General features: G+C 66.1%; 16 protein-coding genes. 6 read left to right on the plus strand and 10 right to left on the minus strand.

Annotated features, from left to right (window positions below; genetic code table 11):
• Nucleotides 1–110: 110 nt before the first annotated feature.
• Nucleotides 111–3,407: an excinuclease ABC subunit UvrB gene (gene uvrB / locus DFR48_RS03615; RefSeq protein ID WP_114361735.1), complete on the minus strand. Its 3,297-nt coding sequence runs from the start codon at nt 3,405–3,407 to the stop codon at nt 111–113.
• Nucleotides 3,408–3,548: 141 nt separating this feature from the next.
• Nucleotides 3,549–5,546 (minus strand): putative bifunctional diguanylate cyclase/phosphodiesterase, encoded by a 1,998-nt coding sequence (locus DFR48_RS03620; protein ID WP_245415509.1) that lies wholly within the window; start codon nt 5,544–5,546, stop codon nt 3,549–3,551.
• A gap of 339 nt (nt 5,547–5,885) precedes the next feature.
• On the opposite strand from DFR48_RS03620, the gene DFR48_RS03625 reads away from it, so the two are divergent.
• The gene (locus tag DFR48_RS03625) at nt 5,886–6,239 is read left to right on the plus strand and encodes a DMT family protein (RefSeq protein ID WP_112689455.1); all 354 of its coding nucleotides are present in this window, start codon (nt 5,886–5,888) and stop codon (nt 6,237–6,239) included.
• Between the two features lie 465 nt (nt 6,240–6,704).
• Here the strand turns inward: DFR48_RS03625 and DFR48_RS03630 are convergent, their stop codons facing one another.
• Nucleotides 6,705–7,091 (minus strand): acyl-CoA thioesterase, encoded by a 387-nt coding sequence (locus tag DFR48_RS03630; protein ID WP_114361736.1) that lies wholly within the window; start codon nt 7,089–7,091, stop codon nt 6,705–6,707.
• Nucleotides 7,092–7,353: 262 nt separating this feature from the next.
• Here DFR48_RS03630 and DFR48_RS03635 point away from each other — a divergent pair, with 262 nt between their 5' ends.
• Together DFR48_RS03635 and DFR48_RS03640 are read left to right on the plus strand one after the other, a co-directional pair.
• Nucleotides 7,354–7,980, plus strand: coding sequence for a hypothetical protein (locus DFR48_RS03635; RefSeq protein WP_114361737.1), 627 nt, complete (start codon nt 7,354–7,356; stop codon nt 7,978–7,980).
• Nucleotides 7,981–8,208: 228 nt separating this feature from the next.
• Nucleotides 8,209–9,030: a sulfite exporter TauE/SafE family protein gene (locus tag DFR48_RS03640; RefSeq protein ID WP_114361738.1), complete on the plus strand. Its 822-nt coding sequence runs from the start codon at nt 8,209–8,211 to the stop codon at nt 9,028–9,030.
• 10 nt (nt 9,031–9,040) lie between these two features.
• Here the strand turns inward: DFR48_RS03640 and DFR48_RS03645 are convergent, their stop codons facing one another.
• The 3 genes from DFR48_RS03645 to DFR48_RS03655 all read right to left on the minus strand — a co-directional run bounded on the left by DFR48_RS03645 (nt 9,041) and on the right by DFR48_RS03655 (nt 10,895).
• The gene (locus DFR48_RS03645) at nt 9,041–10,069 is read right to left on the minus strand and encodes a GlxA family transcriptional regulator (RefSeq protein WP_114361739.1); all 1,029 of its coding nucleotides are present in this window, start codon (nt 10,067–10,069) and stop codon (nt 9,041–9,043) included.
• A gap of 289 nt (nt 10,070–10,358) precedes the next feature.
• Nucleotides 10,359–10,598 (minus strand): hypothetical protein, encoded by a 240-nt coding sequence (locus DFR48_RS03650; RefSeq protein WP_114361740.1) that lies wholly within the window; start codon nt 10,596–10,598, stop codon nt 10,359–10,361.
• Nucleotides 10,599–10,694: 96 nt separating this feature from the next.
• Nucleotides 10,695–10,895, minus strand: coding sequence for a hypothetical protein (locus tag DFR48_RS03655; RefSeq protein ID WP_114361741.1), 201 nt, complete (start codon nt 10,893–10,895; stop codon nt 10,695–10,697).
• 122 nt (nt 10,896–11,017) lie between these two features.
• On the opposite strand from DFR48_RS03655, the gene DFR48_RS03660 reads away from it, so the two are divergent.
• The gene (locus DFR48_RS03660; RefSeq protein ID WP_114361742.1) at nt 11,018–11,914 is read left to right on the plus strand and encodes a LysR family transcriptional regulator; all 897 of its coding nucleotides are present in this window, start codon (nt 11,018–11,020) and stop codon (nt 11,912–11,914) included.
• A 4-nt stretch (nt 11,915–11,918) separates the two neighbouring features.
• On the opposite strand, the gene DFR48_RS03665 is transcribed toward DFR48_RS03660, so the two are convergent.
• Complete coding sequence (locus DFR48_RS03665) at nt 11,919–12,653, minus strand: pyridoxamine 5'-phosphate oxidase family protein (RefSeq protein ID WP_114361743.1); 735 nt, start codon at nt 12,651–12,653, stop codon at nt 11,919–11,921.
• A 79-nt stretch (nt 12,654–12,732) separates the two neighbouring features.
• Between DFR48_RS03665 and pdxR the strand changes: the two genes are divergently transcribed.
• Together pdxR and DFR48_RS03675 are read left to right on the plus strand one after the other, a co-directional pair.
• Entirely contained in the window at nt 12,733–14,142 is a 1,410-nt protein-coding gene (pdxR, locus tag DFR48_RS03670) for a MocR-like pyridoxine biosynthesis transcription factor PdxR (RefSeq protein ID WP_114361744.1), read from the plus strand.
• A gap of 155 nt (nt 14,143–14,297) precedes the next feature.
• Nucleotides 14,298–16,799, plus strand: coding sequence for an autotransporter family protein (locus tag DFR48_RS03675; RefSeq protein ID WP_114361745.1), 2,502 nt, complete (start codon nt 14,298–14,300; stop codon nt 16,797–16,799).
• A 67-nt stretch (nt 16,800–16,866) separates the two neighbouring features.
• Here DFR48_RS03675 and DFR48_RS03680 read toward each other — a convergent pair whose 3' ends face one another.
• The 3 genes from DFR48_RS03680 to DFR48_RS03690 all read right to left on the minus strand — a co-directional run bounded on the left by DFR48_RS03680 (nt 16,867) and on the right by DFR48_RS03690 (nt 20,678).
• Nucleotides 16,867–18,906: an ASKHA domain-containing protein gene (locus DFR48_RS03680; protein WP_114361746.1), complete on the minus strand. Its 2,040-nt coding sequence runs from the start codon at nt 18,904–18,906 to the stop codon at nt 16,867–16,869.
• A 177-nt stretch (nt 18,907–19,083) separates the two neighbouring features.
• Complete coding sequence (locus tag DFR48_RS03685) at nt 19,084–19,509, minus strand: hypothetical protein (protein WP_114361747.1); 426 nt, start codon at nt 19,507–19,509, stop codon at nt 19,084–19,086.
• A 200-nt stretch (nt 19,510–19,709) separates the two neighbouring features.
• Nucleotides 19,710–20,678, minus strand: coding sequence for a methyltetrahydrofolate cobalamin methyltransferase (locus tag DFR48_RS03690; RefSeq protein WP_114361748.1), 969 nt, complete (start codon nt 20,676–20,678; stop codon nt 19,710–19,712).
• Nucleotides 20,679–20,691 lie beyond the last annotated feature (13 nt).

Genomic DNA, 20,691 nt, shown 5'->3' on the forward strand with positions numbered 1-20,691 from the left:
TGCTGGTTCAGCGGAAAGACCCCCTCACCAAGTTCGCCGCGCCAATCGGCTTCGCCTCTTGGGGCGAACTATCCTCTCCCTCGAGGGGAGAGGAGGGCGTCGCGTGTGCCTCACCGTCCCGGCCGGCCGGTCTTGCCCTTGGTGCGGGCCTTCTTTTTCTGGTCCGCCGGGTCCTCGTAGGAGCCGGCGCCGGGGCGGGCGCGGATGATGGGGCGGGGGTCGTCGGACCCTGAGCGTGGGGCACCCCCCTCTGTCCTGCCGGCGTTCGTTGCTGCAATCGATTCGCTGGATCGATTGCTCGGCTTCGCCGACCGCTCCTCACCCCCCACAAGGGGGGAGACCGGGCTGCGGCCCGGTTCGGCCCCCGGCCTCTCGGGGACCTTGCCGGTCACCGGTTTCTCGGTGCGGCCGACGGTCATTTCGTCGAGGGTGTTTTTGCGGAAGAGCGAGCGGCCGGCCGGTGTCGGCAGGTCGGTGCCGGGGCCCATGTCGTCGAGCGACGGCTTGGCGAAGTAGGACGCTTGCTCCGGTGATCTCCCCCCTTGAGGGGGAGATGTCGGCGTAGCCGACAGAGGGGGGTGATCGGCGGACGCTTCATCGGGGGATACCCCCCTCTGTCCCTGCCGGGACATCTCCCCCTCAGGGGGGGAGATCGACTCGCGGCCGGCGCCGCGGGCACGGCCGGTCTTCGAGCGCGAGGAGAGGGAGATGCGGGGCTGCCCCTCATCCGCCCTGTCGGGCGCCTTCTCCCCGCCAGCGGGGAGAAGGGGTATGCTGCCGCCCTTCGACGTTTCCTGCGTCCGTGCCTCTTGCCTTGCCATCGGGTCGTCCATGGCGGCGAGTTCGACGGCCTTGAGGCGTTTGATCTCGTCGCGGAGCCGCGCGGCGGTCTCGAAATCGAGGTCGGCGGCGGCGTCGCGCATCTGCTTTTCGAGCGCGTTGAGGTGGGCCTGGAGGTTGGCGCCGACGAGATTGCCGCCTGCCGCAAAGCCCTTGCCGGCGACGCCGGAAATGTCGGCGCGGACATGGTCGCGTTCGTAGACGGAATCGAGGATGTCGGAGATGCGGGCCTTGACCGATTCCGGCGTGATGCCGTGCTCGATGTTGTAGGCCATCTGCTTCTCGCGGCGGCGTGCCGTCTCGTCCATCGCCCGCTGCATGGAGCCGGTGATGTTGTCGGCATAGAGGATGACCTTGCCGTCGACGTTGCGCGCGGCGCGGCCGATGGTCTGGATCAGCGAGGTTTCGGAGCGCAGGAAGCCTTCCTTGTCGGCGTCGAGGATGGCGACGAAGCCGCATTCGGGGATGTCGAGGCCCTCGCGCAAGAGGTTGATGCCGACGAGCACGTCGAAGGCGCCGAGGCGCAGATCGCGGATGATCTCGATGCGCTCCAGCGTGTCGATGTCGGAATGCATGTAGCGGACGCGGACGCCCTGCTCGTGCAGGTATTCGGTCAAATCCTCGGCCATGCGCTTGGTGAGCACGGTGACCAGCGTGCGGTAACCCTTGAGCGCCGTGTCGCGGATCTCGCCGAGCACGTCGTCGACCTGGGTCTTGGCCGCGCGGACCTCGACCGGCGGGTCGATGAGGCCGGTCGGACGGATGACCTGTTCGGCGAAGACGCCGCCCGCCTGATCCATCTCCCAGCCGCCGGGGGTGGCGGAGACGGCGACCGTCTGCGGGCGCATGGCGTCCCATTCCTCGAAGCGAAGCGGGCGGTTGTCCATGCAGGACGGCAGGCGGAAGCCGTATTCGGCCAGCGTCGCCTTGCGGCGGAAGTCGCCGCGATACATGCCGCCGATCTGCGGGATGGTGACGTGGGACTCGTCGATGAAGATCAGCGCGTCGTCGGGGATGTATTCGAAGAGCGTCGGCGGCGGCTCGCCGGGCTTGCGGCCGGTCAAGTAGCGCGAATAGTTCTCGATGCCGGCGCAGGAGCCGGTGGCTTCGAGCATCTCGACGTCGTAGCGGGTGCGCTGTTCCAGCCGCTGGGCTTCGAGCAGGCGGCCGGCGGCCTCGAGCTCGCCGAGGCGGTGCTTCAGCTCGTCCTTGATCGCCTTGATGGCGGCGTTGAGCGTCGGCCGCGGCGTGACGTAGTGGGAGTTGGCGTAGATCTTCACCGTCTGCATGTCGCCGGTCTTCTGGCCGGTCAGCGGGTCGAACTCGGTGATCGCCTCGATCTCGTCGCCCCACATGCTGATGCGCCAGGCGGCATCCTCGAGGTGGGCGGGGAAGATCTCGATGGTATCACCGCGGACGCGAAAAGAGCCGCGGGTGAAGTTGATGTCCTGGCGCTTGTACTGCTGGGCGACGAGGTCGGCCAAGAGCTGGCGCTGGTCGAGCCGGTCGCCGACCGACATCTGGAAGGTCATCGCCGTGTAGGTCTCGACCGAGCCGATACCGTAGATGCAGGAGACCGAGGCGACGATGATGCAGTCGTCGCGCTCGAGGATGGCGCGGGTGGCGGCATGGCGCATCCGGTCGATCTGCTCGTTGATCGAGGATTCCTTCTCGATATAGGTGTCGGAGCGCGGGACGTAGGCCTCCGGCTGGTAGTAGTCGTAGTAGGAGACGAAATATTCGACCGCGTTGTCGGGGAAGAAGTTCTTGAACTCCGAATAGAGCTGGGCGGCGAGCGTCTTGTTGGGCGCGAGGATGACGGCAGGGCGCTGCGTCGCCTCGATCACCTTGGCCATGGTAAACGTCTTGCCCGAGCCGGTGACGCCGAGCAGCACCTGGGTGCGGTCGCCGGAATTCAGGCCCTCGACGAGGTCCTTGATGGCGGTCGGCTGGTCGCCGGCGGGCTGGTAGTCGGACTGCATGCGGATGGCGATGCCGCCTTCGGACTTTTCCGGCCGGGCGGGGCGGTGCGGCACCCAGATCTCGCCGTTCTTGAACAGCGGATTGCCGCTCTCGATCAGCTTCGAAAGGGCGTCGACGGTGGCGGTGACGCCGCCCTTGGCGAGCGCACCGGCCTCCTCCAGCGACACGTCGAGGCCGGCGACCGGATTGAGGCCGGCGGCGGCACGGGTCTTCGGGTCGGAGGAGGCGCCGATGGAGACACCGCGGGAGGTTTTGGAGGCGGTAACCTTTTCGGTTTGTTTCCGCGCCTCGTTCTCGACCTTCTTGCGGTGCTTGCCGGCCTTCGAGGCGATGTCGCGCTGGCTCTCGACGGAGGAGGCTTCCGCCTCCGCCTCGAGCTGCTTCACCCAGTCGGCGACGGAGCCGGCGAGCGGAGCGCCCTCGAACGCAGCCTGCGGCGCCTCTTTGAATCCATTCCTTGCATTCACGGCCGCATCGCCCTGCGGGCTGGCCGACCTGCGGGGCGCGGAATTGTCCGCGACGGGCACTTGCCCTTGCCGGGCTTCGCCCGGGCGGGCGGCGGAATCTTTCGGTGTCTTGGCCATGCGCCGAATATGGAGAAATGGCCGGCGGATGGAAAGGGGCGGCGGCGAAAAAACGAGTACAAAAAGGAAACATGACGTAGCCTGCTGACAGGAACTGTCAGGACGCGGCCCACCATCCGCAGGCGGCGCCGCTTCCTTCGGTCAGGCGACCGCGCGGCCGTCCTCCAGCGCGGCGGGACGATCCGCGCCGAGCCAGCCGACGAGGGCGGCGCACGGCATCGGCCGGGCGAAATGGTAGCCCTGGGCGACGCGGCAGCCGAGCAGCGCCAGCACCTCGGCATCTTCGGCCGTCTCGACGCCCTCGACGACGATGTCGAGCGCCAGCGCGTGGCCGAGGCCGACGAGGGCGGCGATGAGGCTCTGGTTGGTGCGCGAACCGGCGACGCCCTTGACGAAGCTGCGGTCGATCTTCAGCCGGTCGACCTTGAGGTCGATCAGGTAGGCGAGGGAGGAATGGCCCATGCCGAAGTCGTCGACGGCGAGCTTGTAGCCGGCATTTTCCAGCCGCTTCAGCTGTTCGCCGGCGCCTTCGGTGTCGAGCGTGGCCTCCTCGGTGATCTCGATCTCGAGCAGGGCGGGATTGATACCGCGCGGTCCGGCGACCCGGCCGAGCATGTCGGCGATGCAGTAGAGCGAGAACTCCCGCGGCGAGATGTTGAGGGCGACGGTCGCCTCCGGCAGGCCGAGCGCCGGCAGGCGGGTGAGCAGGTCGCAGGCCGCGGTCGCGACATGTTCGCTCAGCGCTTCGGCAAGGTGCTGCGAATGGGCGGCCTGGACGACCTCGGGCGGCGAGATCGGGCCGAGGCGCGGATGGGTCCAGCGCAGCAGCGCCTCGAAGCCGGTGACGGCGCCGTTGTCGAGCCGGACCTGTGGCTGGAACCAGGCCTCGACGGCACCGTTGCGGATCGCGTCGGCAAGGTCCTGTTCGACCGCGTGCTGGCGCTCGATGCGCGCCTTCAGCGCCGGGTCGAATTCGCGGATGCGGCGGCGGCCGTGGTCCTTGGCCTCGTAAAGCGCCATGTCGGCGAAGGCCATGAGTTCCTCCGCGCTCGACGCTTGGGCCGGGAAGCAAGCGAGGCCGATGCTGAGGCCGATCACCGAGCTGGTGCCGCCGACCGGCACCGGCTCCTGGCTGGCATCCTGCAATTGCTGGGCATAGGAAAGCGCGCGCCGGCGCGCATTGCTGCCGGTGAGGATGATGCCGAATTCATCGCCGCCGAGCCGGGCGACGAGGCCATCGTCGCCGACCACCCGCCGCAGACGCTTGCCGACTTCCAGCAGCACGGCGTCGCCGGCGCTGTGACCGAAGGAATCATTGATCGACTTGAAGCGGTCGAGATCGAGGAGCAACAGGGCGACCGGCTCGTCGACGGCGACAGCGCGGGCGACATCCCCACCGAGGCGGCCGTTGAAGTGCGTCCGGTTCGCAAGGCCGGTGACGGGATCGCAATTGGCGAGGACCTCGAGGCGGCCGTTCTTGCGCAGGATGTCGCCATGGGCTTCGGAAAGCGAGAGGGCGAGATCGGTCGCCTGGAGCTTGGCGAGCTCGTTGCTCGAGAACACCTGCTCGGCCGAAAGGCTATGACGGTAGAGGACTGTCGTCAGGGCGGCGGCGTTCGCTGCAAGCACCAGCGAGGCGGAGTTGCCGGAGAGCACCAGCGAGACCAGCATGGAGAGCAGCAGCGGCGTCGCGAAGGCCATGGCCAGCTGGCTATAGCCGAGACCCTTGATGATCGCGCCGGAGGCCGTACCGACCATGATGAGGAAGAGGGCGGCGTCGCGACCGGAACCGTCGAAGCCTTCGACCGAGAACGGCAGAGCGGCCCAGGCGAGGCCGGAGACGAAGGCGCCGAAGGAGAGCAGGGTCAGGACGTCGCCGGGCCGGCGTTCGATCATGCCGCTGCGTATGCATCCGGCGGCTGAGGCATAGCGGAAGGCGAGCGTCAGCAGCACGATCGCGGCCCATATGATCACGCCGAGCGAGGTACCATGGTTGAGGACCGTAATGCCGGCCGTGGAAAGGGTGATGAAGCCGTTGAAGAGCAGCGTCGAGGTGTGGCTGGACATGATCAGGTCTGCCTGGAAGCGGACCAGTTCGGCCTGATGCTGTTCCTTACGGGAACCGTTATGCGTATCCACTCTTCCCCCCGCCCGTCCGTTTTTCGTGTCTTGTCCGGGACAATCTTTTCTCCGCCAGCATGGGGTGCGTGTAATAAAATTCGCTTAACGGCGGTGACGGATTGACGCAGGGTGCGACATTGATCTCCAGGAGGCAGGCGGTACGGTTTCCGTCGCGCGCACCCCTCTGTCGCTTCGCGACATCTCCCCCTCAAGGGGGGAGATCGATCGGATGCGTTTGCTGCACCGCACCGGAAAGGACTTGGTATTTCGCCGCCGTTCGGCCAGTTTGATCGCCGTTCCGGCGATTCGCGGCAGCGATCGACCGGTCTTGCTCCCACTCAGTCATTGCGGTGTTCCATGCCCACTCTTCTCAATCCGGCGGCGATCTGGCCGATCGTGCTGCTGTCCCTTTCCAACGTGTTCATGACGTTCGCCTGGTACGGGCACCTGAAATTCCGCCACAGCGCGATCTTCGCCGCGATCCTCGTCAGCTGGGGGATCGCCTTCTTCGAATACTGCCTGGCGGTGCCGGCGAACCGCATCGGCGCGCAGGTCTATTCCGCAGCCCAGCTCAAGACCATCCAGGAGGTAATCACGCTGCTGGTCTTCTCCGGCTTCTCGGTCTTCTGGCTGAAGGAATCGCTGACCTGGGGGCACGCCGCCGGCTTCGCGCTGATCGCGCTCGGCGCCTCGCTGATCTTCCGGGCGTAGGTGAAGGATACGGCGCGCGCCCGTGGATCCTCGGGTCAAGCCCGAGGATGACGGGAGTGTGGGGTGACCGTGGTGCCCAAAGAAGCCTTGTAGCACCGTGACGCGATCGGGGAGGCTGATGCAGCGCTCAAGTCCGATGCCGGGGCTTGCGCAGACCTCACGGTAAGGCACCCCTTGCGACACAGGAAAGGTCGTCATCCTCGGGCTTGACCCCGAGGATTCACGCCGCGTTGCCGGTCGCGGGAGGGCGTCGTCGGTGGCGAAGAGAGTCCTTTCGGCTCGCGGACGCTCGCCGGCTGGACTCCGGCTCAGGGCCGGAGTGACGGCGGGAGAGTTGGACGGCTCGATACCGACTCCTTCACCAGCAAAATCGACGACTTGGCTTCGCCAAGACCGTGATTTTGTAACCTCTCCCGCAAGGGGAGAGGCGAGTCGGCGCGCCCTTCGGGGGAGAGCGGCAGCCGATCAGGCTGCCGGAACCGGGGTCGGCTTGCCGGCGGCGTCGAGGGCCACCATGACGAAGGTGGCGGCGGTGACCTTTTCCATCGTGTGGGTGAGATAGCGCTGCGCCCAGACCTCGACGGAGAGCGTGATCGAGGTGCGGCCGACCTTGGCGATGTCGGTATAGACGCAGAGCGTGTCGCCGATCTTCACCGGCATGTCGAAGGCCATTTCCTTGACCGCGGCGGTGACGACGCGGCCGCGGGCGCGCTCTGCGGCGCGGATGCCGGAGGCGAGGTCCATCTGCGCCATGACCCAGCCGCCGAAGATGTCGCCGGCGGCATTGGCGTCGCCGGGCATCGCAAGTGTGCGGAGGGTGAGTTCGCCGCGGGGCTTGGCGGTATCGGTCATGACGTCTGCTCCTTCGCTTTCATCCGTCGTCTGCCACAGGTCGCGCCGCTAAGGCGCGGGTCCCTGCTGCCCGACCTTGCTTAGGCAAAATCGTCCATCTTCGCAATTGCAACCCGCGAAGGGGAGGCTTGTCCTCGACGCAAGCCTGCGACAGGTGCGGTCCGCCGCCCGGCGTGGGCCGGGACAACGAAACGTTTACGGCTTGGCCGTAAGCTTAGAGGCGAATGTGCCGGATGGCCGGCGGCGGCAGAGTGGTGCTGGTATGGCGTTCGTTTCCTTTCTGCAGCGTTCGATGCTGGTATTGGCGTCCGGAACGGCGCTGGCCGGTTGCATGTCGGACGAACTGATCCCGCCGACCGTGATCGGCGACACTTCCGACTCGGTGATGCTCGAAGGTCCGGTCGGGGCGGAGACTTCCGGCCGCCGGCTGATCGGGCGGGTCGGCCGTGTCGACCGCGAGGACGTCGCCGAGAGCGCCTATTCCGCAGCAGGGGCCCGCAACGGCGGTGCGCAGGCGATCGACTATCTCGACACACCCAACCTCGCAGGGACGACCGGCGCTCAGGCGGCGACCGTGCCGGTCGCGAGTGCGCCGCTCGACGATGCCGGCGACGGCACGACGGACGCCGCGGGTAGGGACGGGCTTGCCGCCCCCGAACAGGCCTCCGCCGGTGCCTACGCCATTCCCGAAGAAGGGATCAATATCGATGCCGGGCTCGGCGTGGCGGGCGGAGAAGTCGCGGCGGAAGAGACGGCCGAACCTGTGCCGACCGGGCCGATGACGATCGCCGAGGGCAATACCGACCAGCCGGTGATCGACGGCATCGGCACCGACAATCCGGTTCTGCTGCAGCCGGGGGCGCCGCAGACGACGGACGGCGACCTTTAGCCGTCGTGGTGCGACGGGCGTACTGCAAGCGCCCCGTGCGGCCTTGCACCGGCGGCGCGATAGACTAAACCCGTGAACAAGAGAGGCCATGCGTTCGGCGGATCGGGTCCGATTCCGCCCGCGGCCGAAAACCGATACCTGACCCGTCACGGCCGGAGAGGTTGCGCGATCAATGCCGGCGCTGCCTCCATCTTCCGACCAACCGTGCCGGGCGCCGAAGGAATGCCCATGTCCACCGTGCCCGATCTCGTCTTGTTCGCCGTGCTGCTGGTCTTCGCCGGGGCGCTGGCCGGCCTTCTGGCAGGACTGCTCGGCATCGGCGGCGGCGCCGTTCTGGTGCCGGTCTTCTACCAGGTCTTCGGCTATGTGGGCATCGATCCGGCGGTGACCATGCATTTGGCGGTCGGGACGTCGACGGCGATCATCGTGCCGACCTCTATCCGCTCCTTTACGGCGCACCGCAAGCGCGGCGTGGTCGACATGGAGTTGCTGAAGGGCTGGATCGTCGCGGTGCCGCTGGGCGCGGTGCTGGCGACGGTCGTCGCCTCGCATGCCTCCAGCGAAATGCTGCGGCTGATCTTCGCGGTGATCGCGCTCATGCTCGCCGCCCGCATGATCTTCCTGAGCAATCGCCTGCATCTCGGCGACGACCTGCCGGGCGAGCCGGCGCGCTTCGCCGTCGGCACGGGATTCGGGCTGATTTCGGGACTGATGGGGATCGGCGGCGGTGTGCTCAACAACACCTTCATGACGCTCTACCGGCGGCCGATCCACCAGGCGGTGGCGACATCTTCGGGTGTCGGCGTGCTGATCTCGATCCCGGCGCTGATCGGCTACATCGCGGCCGGCTGGGGCGAGACGGGGCTGCCGGTGCTCTCCACCGGCTTCGTCAACTGGATCGCGTTTGCGCTGATCATCCCGGTGGCGATGGTGGTGGCACCGATGGGCGCGCGACTGGCGCATGCGATGAGCAAGCGTCAGCTGGAATTCGGCTTCGCCGCCTTCCTGGTCGTGGTTTCGCTGCGCTTCTTCTGGAGCCTCTACGGCTGAAGGCGGCGGCTTACGCCGCCACCGCCGTCGTCGCTGCCGCGGCACGCGCCGACATCAGCTTGCGCTCGGCCCGCTCCTGCTGCGGCGAGCGGTTGTAGACCTCGCGGTAGCACTTGGAGAAATGTGAGGCGGAGACGAAGCCGCAGGCGACCGCCACCTCGACGACCGGCATCGACGACTGCACCAGGAGGTGGCGGGCGCGGTCGAGGCGGATTTCGAGATAGTAGCGGGCGGGCGAGCGGCCCATCTCCTGGCGGAAGAGGCGCTCGATCTGGCGGCGGGACAGGCCTGCATGGTCGGCGATATCGAGCAGCGACAGCGGCTCGGAGAGATTGCTTTCCATGAGTTCGATGATCGACAGCACCTTGCCGTTCTGTACGCCGAGGCGGGCTCTGAGCGGCAGGCGCTGGCGGTCGTTGGGGCTGCGCACGCGGTCGGTGAGGTGCTGCTCACAGACCCGGTTGACGAGGCCCTCGCCGAAATCCTGGCCGATGAGGTTCAGCATCATGTCGAGCGAGGCGGTGCCGCCGGCGCAGGTGTAGAGATTGCCGTCGACCTCGTAGAGATCGGCATAGACCTCCGCCTGCGGGAAGCTTTCGGAGAAGCCGGGCAGGTTCTCCCAGTGGATGGCGCAGCGCTTGCCGTTGAGGAGGCCGGCCTGGGCCAGCACATGGGCGCCGGTACAGAGGCTGCCGACGGCGGCGCCGCGGTTGTAGGCTTCGCGCAGCCAGGCGTTGACCGACTTGTTGGCGAAGGTCTCGACGTCGATGCCGGAACAGACGAGCACCATGCTTGGCCGGCTCTCGCCGGAGAGGAAGCGGCGCTCGTCGGCAAGCGAGGTGTTGACCTCTATGCCGATGCCGCTCGATGAGAGCACCCGCTGGCCGTCGGCGGAGGCGATGCGCCACTCGTAGGCGTCGTAGCCGAGCATGCGGTTGGCGATGCGCAGCGTCTCGACGGCGCCGGCGAACGGCAGCAGCGTGAACTGCGGCACGAGGAAGAAGACCAGGGAACGTTTCTTGAGTGGGTTTTTGCTCATGGCGGCAATCCGGATCAGGCGGCGATACCATATTCCTCGCTGGGAAACGGTCACCTCGATATCCTTAAAGCGACGCGAATGGAAATAAAAGCGACATCCGCACTCCGCGAGGTGCGAAATAGCGACATTTCCTGATGCATGACGGCCGTCCTGCGTCCCGTTGCGGCGGCAAACCGGGACTGCGGGCGGATATCCCGGGAATTGCAGGGCATTGCACACACATCTCCGGGATGCGTGCGTGCGCCTGCCGGCGGGCGGCGGCGGCGGGCGGGCCGCCGCCATGTCGCAATCAGGCGCGTGAGCGCATGGAGCGCACGGGGCGTTCCTGCGGACCGGCAGACGGCCAGCCGATGTCCTTGCGCAGGTCGAGTGGCATGCCTTCCAGCGCGCGTTCCGTGCGGCGACGGTTCTGCCAGCGGCGCAGCTGCGTCGCAGCGGAGCCCAAGGGGGCCGCCAGCGCGGCCAGGGAGAGCGGCCGCCGGAATGTCCGGCTGCCGGTGATGGTGGTACCGAAGCTTGCCAGTCTCATGGTGATCTCCTTGTTTCCGCAACGCCTGCGCTGCGGACGTTACCGGTATGCGCCCTGTCTATTCATCAATCAAACGAATGTTTCTGATGTCAGAAATCACATCCAGTTATGCATTTCCCGATCGTCAGCCTCCGCCCGACGGGCGATCTCGGGCCAGCCGACATCCCTTTGCAGGGAGCGTGGCAGGGATTCCATCTGCCGGATGCTGCGCCGGCGCGCGTTGCGGGCGGCGATCTTCCTCAGCGCGCGGGTGACGCCGAGATCCGGGATTTTCTGCGAGAGCGATGTGAACCGCATGGTTTCCTCCTTCAGCGTTGACTGTATGAGGAGAGGATGAACCGCGATTGACATTCAATCAAACGAAATGATATGTCAGTTACATTCAAATTATTTGATTTAACTAACCGACGGAGCCGAAGATGACTCTGACAATGCGCCAGCCCCTGCCGCTGCTCGACAACGACGTGCTGAGAACGTTTGTCGCGATCGCCGAGACCGGCAGCTTCACCACCGCGGCGGATGCCGTCTTCCGGACGCCGTCTGCGGTTTCCATGCAGATCAAGAAGCTCGAGGAGCAGCTGAACGCTACGCTCTTCCTGCGCGACGCCCGTTCGGTGACGCTGACGGAGAGCGGCGAGACGCTGCTGCCCTACGCCCGGCGGATGCTGACGCTTTCCAACGAGGCGGTCGGCCGCTTCCGCATGCCGGAAATGAAGGGCGTGGTGCGCCTCGGCGCGCCGGACGACATCGGCGAACGGTTCATGCCGACGATCCTCAAGCGTTTCGCCGAGGTCTATCCGCTGATCATGGTCGATCTCACCGTCGACAGCAGCGGGGCGCTGCGCCGGCGGCTCGCCGAACAGCGCCTCGACCTGACGCTCATCAACACGGCACCCGGCACGACCTCGATCGAGGGCGAGGTGGTGCACAAGGAACAGCTGGTCTGGGCCGCGGCCAAATGCGGCACGGCGCATCTGCGCGATCCGCTGCCGGTGTCGATCTGGGAGGACGGCTGCTGCTGGCGGGCGGACGCGCTCTCGCGGCTCGACCGCGACAAGCGCTCCTACCGGATCGCCTATCTCTCCGCCCACAGCATGGCGCAACGCGCGGCCGTGATCGCCGACCTCGCCGTCGCGCCGCTGCCGCGCAGCTACCTCACCGCCGACATGGTGGCGCTCGGCTCCAAGCACGGGCTTCCCGATCTCGGCAGCTTCGAGGTGCGCCTGCTCAAGGGCCCCGAAAGCTCCGAGACGATCGACGCGGTCGCCGACAGCATCCGCTACGCCTATTCCGAGATGATCGGTATGGCGGCCTGACATCTCAATCGGTACCGGCCATGTGCTCGTAGAGCGACTGGCTTTCGGTAAGAACGTCATCCAGCCTGCGCCCCTCGCGGAAATGCGCGAGATGGGCGGGAAAGGCGACGCCCGGCGGAACATCGGGCGAGATTTCCGGCGCGCCGATCACCGTCGTCACGGGGATGACGCCCGCCCAGGCGGGGAGGCCGTAATCGGCCTCGTCGTCGCCCACGCCCTTGGCGCGCGCCTTCGCCGAGGCTTCCTCGATCTCCATGCCGATGACCATGGTCGCCTTCCGTTCCTGCGCCTCGTCGGGGCGGAGTTCGCCGCTGCGGCCGGGATAGAAGCGGTCGACGATCGCCTTCAGCGCGCGCGCCTTTTCTTCAGGCTCGTCGACGATGCGCGCCGTGCCGAAGCACATGGCGGAGCGGTAGTTGGCGGAATGGTGGAAGCCGGAACGGGCGAGCACCAGGCCGTCGAGATGGCTGACGGTGAGACAGACGGGCGTGCCCTCCTTCAGTTGCCGCAGCATGCGGCTTGCCGACGAGCCGTGCCAGTAGAGCCGGTCACCCTCGCGCCAGTGGATGGTCGGCGTGCAGAAGGACTGGCCGTCGATCACGTAGGCGACGTGGCAGAGGAAGGCGGCGTCGAGGATCGGATAGATCACCGTGCGGTCGTAGCTGCCGCGCTCGTGCAGGCGCCTGATGCGGCTTTTCGGGCTGACGGGGAAGGCGGTTTGTCTCGGCTGGTCGTTCATTGCGGATTCTCGCTTGCGTGATTGGCAGTTTCGAGCCACAGCTAGCCGAACGCTATTGGTCTGAAACAGGTCCACTTTCATGGATAATTTGCGAACCAATCCGCCGGACTGGTCGATCCTCATACCGGTGCTGCCGGAGGAGGGTGCGCGACCGCAGGCGCTCTACGCGGAAATCCGACGGCTCATCGAGGAGGGCGGGCTGCCGCCCGGCGCCAAGCTGCCGACGACGCGCGATCTCGCCGCGCGGTTCTCGCTTTCGCGGGGCGCGGCCGTGGCGGCCTACGAGATGCTGATCGCCGACGGCTTTGCCGAGGCGCGGGTGGGGGCGGGAACCTATGTGGCCCGCGCCGTGCCGAACACCGGCGGCCAGCCGGTCCGGGCGCGGACACGTCCGGCGGAACCGCAAGGACCGCTTCCCGGTGCGCTCGGCTGCTCGACGGCGGACGAGACGACGATCCGGACCTTCCGCACCCTCATCAACCGGCACCTGACGCAACCCTCCGCCCGGCACTATCATTACGGCGATCCGGCGGGCGGCGAGGACCTGAGGGTCGAGATCGCCGCCTATCTGCGCGCGGCGCGCGGGGTGCGCTGTGAGGCCGACCAGGTGATCGTGACCTCGGGGACCCAGCAGGCGCTCGATCTCGTGATCCGCTCGCTTCTGCGGCCGGGCGATCCGGTGTGGGTCGAGGATCCGTGCTATCCGATGGCGAAGGCAGCACTTGCGGCCGCCGGTCTCGCCCTGACGGCAGTGCCGGTCGACGCCGAGGGCATGGACGTGGCCGCCGGCGAGGCGCTGCAACCGCAGGCGCGTGCCGCCTATGTGACGCCGTCGCACCAGTATCCGCTCGGCGTGACGCTCACCATGCCGCGGCGGCTCAAGCTGATCGACTGGGCGCGGCGCAACGACGCCTTCGTCATCGAGGACGACTACGACAGCGAGTTCCGCTTTTCCGGGCCGCCGCTCACCTCGCTGCAGGGCATCGACGGTGACGGGCGCGTGATCTATGTCGGCACCTTTTCGAAGACGCTGATGCCGGGCTTCCGGATCGGCTACATGGTGGTGCCGCGGCCGCTCGTCGGTCGTATCCTCGATGTGCGCCGGCTGACCGACCGCTTCCCCTCGACGCTCTTTGAAAGCGCACTCGCCGAATTCCTGCGCGACGGCCATTTCGCCTCGCATCTGAAGCGCGCCCGCCGGCGCGTGCGGGCGGCCCGCGATGCGCTGATCGGCGTGCTCGAGGATGCCGGCATGGCGGTCACGACGCCCGAGCAGGGCCTGCACATGGTGGTGGAGGCGCCGCCCGGCCGCAGCGATGCCGAACATGTGCTCCTCGCCACCGCGCACGGCTTCGGGCTGCGCGCACTCTCGCCGCTGTATCAGGGCGGCGCAGGCCGGCAGGGGCTCGTGATCGGCTTCTCCGGCTTTCCCGCAGAGGTGCTCGCCACCGCGGCCGCGCGGTGGGTTGGGGTGCTGCGTGAGGGATAGCTCGGACTGCCTCGTTCCGGTGCTGGTTCAAATCAGTGTCATCATATCTGATGCAAAAATGACGCAACTGTTGATTGTTGCGGTGATGTCGTTGCGTGCCGCGATGCGGGCAGCTAAGGCGTTGAGAAACTGTTGTCATTTCGAGACTCAAGAAGATGTTTTTCGCCTTTTACCCGACGGTTCGCACCCTCTTCAAAAGATCCGGCTTCCTCCTTTCCCTTTCGACAACCACGGCCTTGGTGCCGGTCGGGCAGGGGCAAGCGCTGGCGAGCTGCAGCTTTTCCGGACCCTTTGCCAGTACCCGTTGCGACGCCGACCTCATTGGCGGATTTGCGTACGCCGGCACATCTTCACTGACGATCACGGATGAAAGCACGGTCCGCGTCGAGCTGGGAGTGGTCACGTCATCGGAGACGCCGGCGACGCAGACGCTGACGATCACCGGCAACACCACGATCTATAATCCCGACGACAGCGCGGTGTACTTCGACACGTTCGCTCCTAATCACACACTTGACGTCTACATCGGAGAGGACGTCTCCATTACGTCATCCGGCGGATACGGTACGATTTCGCTGGTCCAAGATGATAGCGGCGATATTTCGGTCGTAAACGACGGGGCAGTTACGGCGGCGCCGGACGGTCCGGGCATCCTCGTTAAGACGTACGGCGGCAAAACGTCGGTCGTCAACAATGGTTACGTGACTTCGGCGACGGGCAGCGGGATCAAAGCCTTTGGCGACGATTTCGGCAGGCCTGGCGCAGCGACGTCGATCGTCAACAATGGCGTGATCGACGCCCTTTCGACGGGCATCGACGCCAAGACCTATGAAGGCGTCGTAACCATAACGAATACCGGGACCATCGCAAGCTCCGACGGGGTGGGGCTTTTGGCCGACTCTGAGTGGGGAGACGTATCGATCTACAACTCCGGAACGGTAAAAACCGGTTACAACACTGCAATAGTGGCCTACAGCGCAGCTGGCAATATCACGATCATCAACAACGGCTGGGCAGGCAACGATGACGGATCGCCCGCCATTGCGGCAAGAGCAGGAGCCTCCGGCGACATATCGATCACGAATACCGGCACGCTCTTAGCCCCTTGGGAGGTCGCTATTTCAGCCGTGAGCGACCTCGGGGACATCTCGATTGTCAACAGCGGCAATATCACGGGCTGGGGCGGCATCGAAGCCACGACCGCCGGCGGGCGGATCGACGTCGAAAACAGCGGCACCATTGAAGCCGTCGAAGACGTGGGGGTCGACTTGTGGTCCAGCGGACGGCTGACCAACAGCGGAACGATTTCCGGGGCTTTGGCCGGCGTTTTTCTCGCGGGTTCCGGCAACACCATCACCACATCGGGGACGATCAGCGGTGGCGAAGCCTCCATTCTCTTCGTCTACGATGGCGGCGGAAATACGCTCAATATCCTGCCGAACGCAGTGTTCGAGGGGGTGGTGGACTACAACGACAGTACAGGCAACACGACCACCTTCGGCGCCGGCAGCTACCGGATCCCCGTCGCTGATTACCTCGCCGCGGAGAACAGCATCATTCTCGACAACCCGTCGCAGGTCGTGGTGTTGAGCAACGCGGACACGACCGGGACCATCAATGTCGTGTCCTCCACGCCGGTCGCCAACATCGCCAGCCAGTATACCAATTCCGTTTCTGGCGTGATCGGGACCATTCTCTCGCTCGACCTGCAGCGGCCGGATGAAATCGGCGGCAGCGTGCCCGGCCTGGAGCCGCTTGCCTATGGCGAGCTGAAGCAGGCCAGTCCCGCACAGCAGGCCATCGCGCGTATCGGCGAGGGCGTTGCCCTCGACCGATCCGGCAACCTGTTCTGGACCCGCGCCTTCGGCGGTGGCCGGCACCAACCGGACACGTCCGACAGTTTCGAGAGTGCCATCTATCACTACGGGCTGATGGCAGGCGTGGACCGCCAGTCGGGTGAGGTGCGCGTCGGCGCTTTCGCCGGTGGCGGCGCCGTCAATGCCGATCTCAGCAACGTCAGCAACTCGATCGATGGACAGACCGGATTCGCCGGTCTCTATGGCGCCGTTCCGGTCAACGGTTTCGTCGTCAGTGCGTCCTTGACCGTCGGCGCCATCGAGAGTGACGCGCGCCGCGCGGTCAACGGTGGCGAATGGGCAGAAGGCAATTTCTGGGGCTGGTACGTCTCGCCGGAAGTTTCTGTCTCGAAGCGCTATGATGTGGCCTCCGGATGGGCACTCACGCCAAGCGCGCAGCTGCGCTATGTCGGCTCGTTCTACGAGGGCTACACGGAAAGCGGTTCATCACAGAACATCAGCTACGATGCCCGCGACACCCACGCACTCGAAGGTCGTCTGCAGATGGATCTGACCCGCAGGGCCGTACTGGGATCCGGCCGAGCAGCCGCGTTCACGCTGACGGGGGCCGTCGTCGACACACAACACCTCGGAGACGACGGTTACGCAGCGAGCCTCGACGGGACGGAGTTCACGCTCAACGACACGACCGCCCGCAATGTTGCAGGCCTCCGTCTCGGCGCTTCGTTCGATGTCCAGATTAAGGACGCTATGAGCGTGTACGGGGGCATCGAGGGCACGATCTATACCGACGAATCCGTGGCCTATACCGGCCGTCTCGGCCTCAAGGCAGCCTTCTGACCGAACGTCGCCGGATGGCATCGTCTGGCGACTGCCTGCTTCTGCGGGCAATCTACGGCCGCGACCGTCACTCCCGGCTGCGTCTTCTCCTGCGTCCGCCGCCTTCGCCGTCGCCCTCGGCGAGCAGCTTGCGCTCTGGCAGCGTGACGGCGGCGGCGAGTTTCGGGAAGGGATCGACCTTGTTCGGCAGCGCCATGGCGTCGATGAAGAGCTGCTGGAAGTGGGGTTCGAGCGCCGTCTCGATCTTCTCGATGCGCCTCACCGTTTCCTCGATTTCGCGGCGGTGGTCGCGGTTCAGGAGCGCCATCAGCGCGCCGGTACCCGCGGCATTGCCGACCGCCTTGACTTCGGAAAGGTCGCAGTCGGGGATGAGGCCCAGCACCATGGCGTATTTCGGATCGATGAAGGAGCCGAAGGCGCCGGCAAAGCGGATGGTGTCGACGGTTTCGACGCCCTGCTTTTCCATGAGCAGCTTGATGCCGGCGTAGAGTGCCGCCTTGGCGAGCTGGATGGCGCGGACATCGTTCTGGGTGACGGTGATCTTCTGCGCACCTTCGTGCAGCAGGTAGGAGAAGGTGCGGCCGTTTTCGAGGATGCGCGGGCTTCTCGCGGCAAGCGATCCGTCGACGACGCCGTCGGCGGAGATGACGCCGGAAAGATACATTTCGGCGACGACCTCGATGATCGCCGAACCGCAGATGCCGGTGATTCCGGTCTTTTCCGCGTCTTCGGCAAAGCCTTCCTCGTCCGACCACTGGTCCACGCCGATCACCTTGAAGCGGGGTTCGAGCGTTTGTGCGTCGATGCGCACGCGCTCGATGGCGCCGGGGGCGGCGCGCTGGCCGCAGGAGATTTCCGCGCCCTCGAAGGCCGGGCCAGTGGGCGAGGAGGCGGCGACCGTTCGCTCTCGGTTACCGAGCACGATCTCGGCATTGGTGCCGACATCGACGAGCAGCATCATGCGGTCCTGGCGGTGCGGGCCTTCCGACAGCGTGGCGCCGGCGGCATCCGCGCCGACATGGCCGGCGATGCAGGGGAGAAGGTAGGTGCGGGCGCCGGGGTTCAGCGCAAGCTCGATGTCCTTCGCCTCGCAAGCGACGGCGCCGGAAACGGCGAGCGCGAACGGCGCCTGGCCGAGTTCGGTCGGGTCGATGCCGAGGAAGAGGTGGTGCATGATCGGATTGGCGACGAAGACGCTGTCCAGAATGTCGGAGCGCGAGACTCCACCTTCGGCGCAAACCTTGTCGACGAGTTCGGACACCGCCTGGCGGACGGCTTTCGTCATCGCCTCGCGCCCGTCCGGGTTCATCATCACGTAGGAGACGCGGCTCATCAGGTCTTCGCCGAAGCGGATCTGCGGGTTGGACGTGCCCGACGAAGCGACGACGCGGCCCGACAGCAGCGAGACGAGGTGCATGGCAATGGTGGTCGAGCCGATGTCGCAGGCAAGGCCGTAGGCCTCGTTGTGCAGGCCCGGCCAGAGGGCGATGATGGTCGGGCGCGAGGTCGGGCTGTCGCGGTGGATCGCCGCGGTGACGGACCAGTTACCCTTGCGGAGGATCTTCTGGACTTCGGGAAGAAGATGAGGTTCAACCTGTAAGTCTTTATAGTTCCAGTCTTTCTCCAGCATGACCTTCATGCGGTCGAGATCGCCGAGCGGTTTGTGCATGTCGGGTTCGTCGACCTCGACATAGCAGAGATGGACGGCCGGATTGCGCTCGATGACACGGTCGCTCGCCGCCTTGCGCACCACCTGGGCATTGACGACGGCATCCTGCGGCACGTCGATGACGAGGTCGCCCTCGATCGTCGCGGAGCAGGAGAGGCGGCGGCCTTCGGGGAGCGTCCGCACTTCGGCGTAGCGCTTCTCCTTCGGGCCGACGGGCGAGATATGATCGTTCGACGAGACGATGCCGTGCTTGGCGAAACTGCCCTCTTGCACCTCGACCTGGCAGCGGCCGCAGGTGGCACGCCCGCCGCAGACGCTCTCGACGTAGACTCCGAGCTGGCGGGCGGCCTCCAGCACCGGCGTACCGACGGGGAAGCGGCCGCGCTTGCCGGACGGCATGAAGAGGATGAGAGGATCCCTGGACTGGCCTTCGCTCATGTCGAACTCGTCTTTCCTGTGCGAACGTCATTGCCGGCGCGGGCCGGCCATTCTCGATAGACTGCACGGGTCCGGCGGCTGACGTGCGTCAATTTCCGACATGGAGATGCGTCCGCCGGACTTTTGCCCGCGCAAGCGCCGGGACGCAAGCGCCGAAGGTGTGCCGGGGCCGAAATGTCAGGGCTGGTCGGTGGTGGTGATCCAGGCGCCGATATTGATCGTGCTCGTCAGGATGTCGATGTAGAGCCCGGTGATGCCGAGGATGACCACCATGGTCGCGATGACCGAGACGACGAAGACGAGCACCTCGCGCAGATCGCTCTCCGGCGAGCCGAACCACGAGCTCACATAGTCGTAGGTCATCCAGTAGATGTGCTTCATCAGGTGCAGCACGAGGACCGCCATGCCGAGGGCGAGCGGATAGTAGAGGAAGGCGCGGGCGGTTGCGCCGCTGGCGTGGCGGAGGATGATCGCCGAAAGCGCGGAGATGAAGATCACCCGCGAGATCAGCGCCACGTAGTCGGCAAGGTGCTTGGCGTCCTGGTAGTCGCCGTGGGCGAGGACGCGGGATCTGCGCGAGAAGCGTGCGATGGTGTCGAGCATGAAAAGGCCTGATGAAAAACGGTTCGCCGCATGTTGCTGCGGCGAACCGTTCCGTCAAGGGGGCGTGTGTCGAGGCGCAATATTGCCCCTCACCCTAGCCCTCTCCCCGCGCGCGGGGCGAGGGGACGCCGCTTTGTCTCCTGTCCGTCAGGACGACTTCCCCTTCCTGCCGCGGAGAAGAGGCCGTCAGTCGTGCCGGATCACTCCGTCGCGGCACCTGCGCCGACGCGGGCGGCACGGCCGCCGCGGCGTCCGCCGCCGGCAGAGGCCGCAGCCGGAGCCGGAGCGGCGGCTGCGCCGCCTTCGGCCGGCTTATAGTCGCGGTAGGTCTTGATCCAGTTGTAGCAGTTCTCGTCGGTGCCGTTCAGCACGTTGGCGGCGCGCACGGCCTCCATTTCCTGCGGGCGGCAGGGGTTCATGATCGCCGACGTCATGCCGGCGCCGATGACCATCGGGATGAAGCCGGCATTGATGCCGTGGCGGTGCGGCAGGCCGAAGGAAATGTTGGAGAGGCCGCAGGTGGTGTTGACCTTCAGCTCTTCGCGCAGACGCCGGACGAGGGCGAAGACCTGGAGGCCGGCCGAGCCGACGGCGCCGATCGGCATGACGAGCGGGTCGACGACAATGTCGCAGGGCTTGATGCCGTAGTCGGCGGCGCGCTCGACGATCTTCTTGGCGACGGCGAAGCGGACGTCGGGGTCCTGGGAAATGCCGGTCTCGTCGTTGGAGATCGCGACGACCGGCACGTTGTACTTGGCGCAGAGCGGCAGGATCGCTTCGAGCTTTTCTTCCTCGCCGGTGACGGAATTGATGAGCGGCCGGCCCTTGGCGACCTTGAGGGCGGCCTCGATGGCGGCGGTCACGGAGCTGTCGATCGAGAGCGGCACGTCGACGAGGCCCTGGACGATCTCCATGGTCTTGACGAGGAGGCCCGGCTCCGTCTCGTTCGGGTTGACCGAGGTGACGCCGGCATTGACGTCGAGCATGGTGGCGCCGGCGGCGACCTGTTCCAGCGCGTCCTTGATGACGGTGTCGAAGTTGCCTTCCATCATCTCGGCGGCGAGCTTCTTGCGGCCGGTGGGGTTGATGCGTTCGCCGATGACGCAGAACGGCTGGTCGAAGCCGATGATGATTTCGCGGGTGGCGGACGCGACGATGGTGCGGGTCATTTCATTCCTCCGG

This window comes from Ciceribacter lividus, assembly GCF_003337715.1.
Classification (GTDB): Bacteria; Pseudomonadota; Alphaproteobacteria; order Rhizobiales; family Rhizobiaceae; genus Allorhizobium; species Allorhizobium lividum.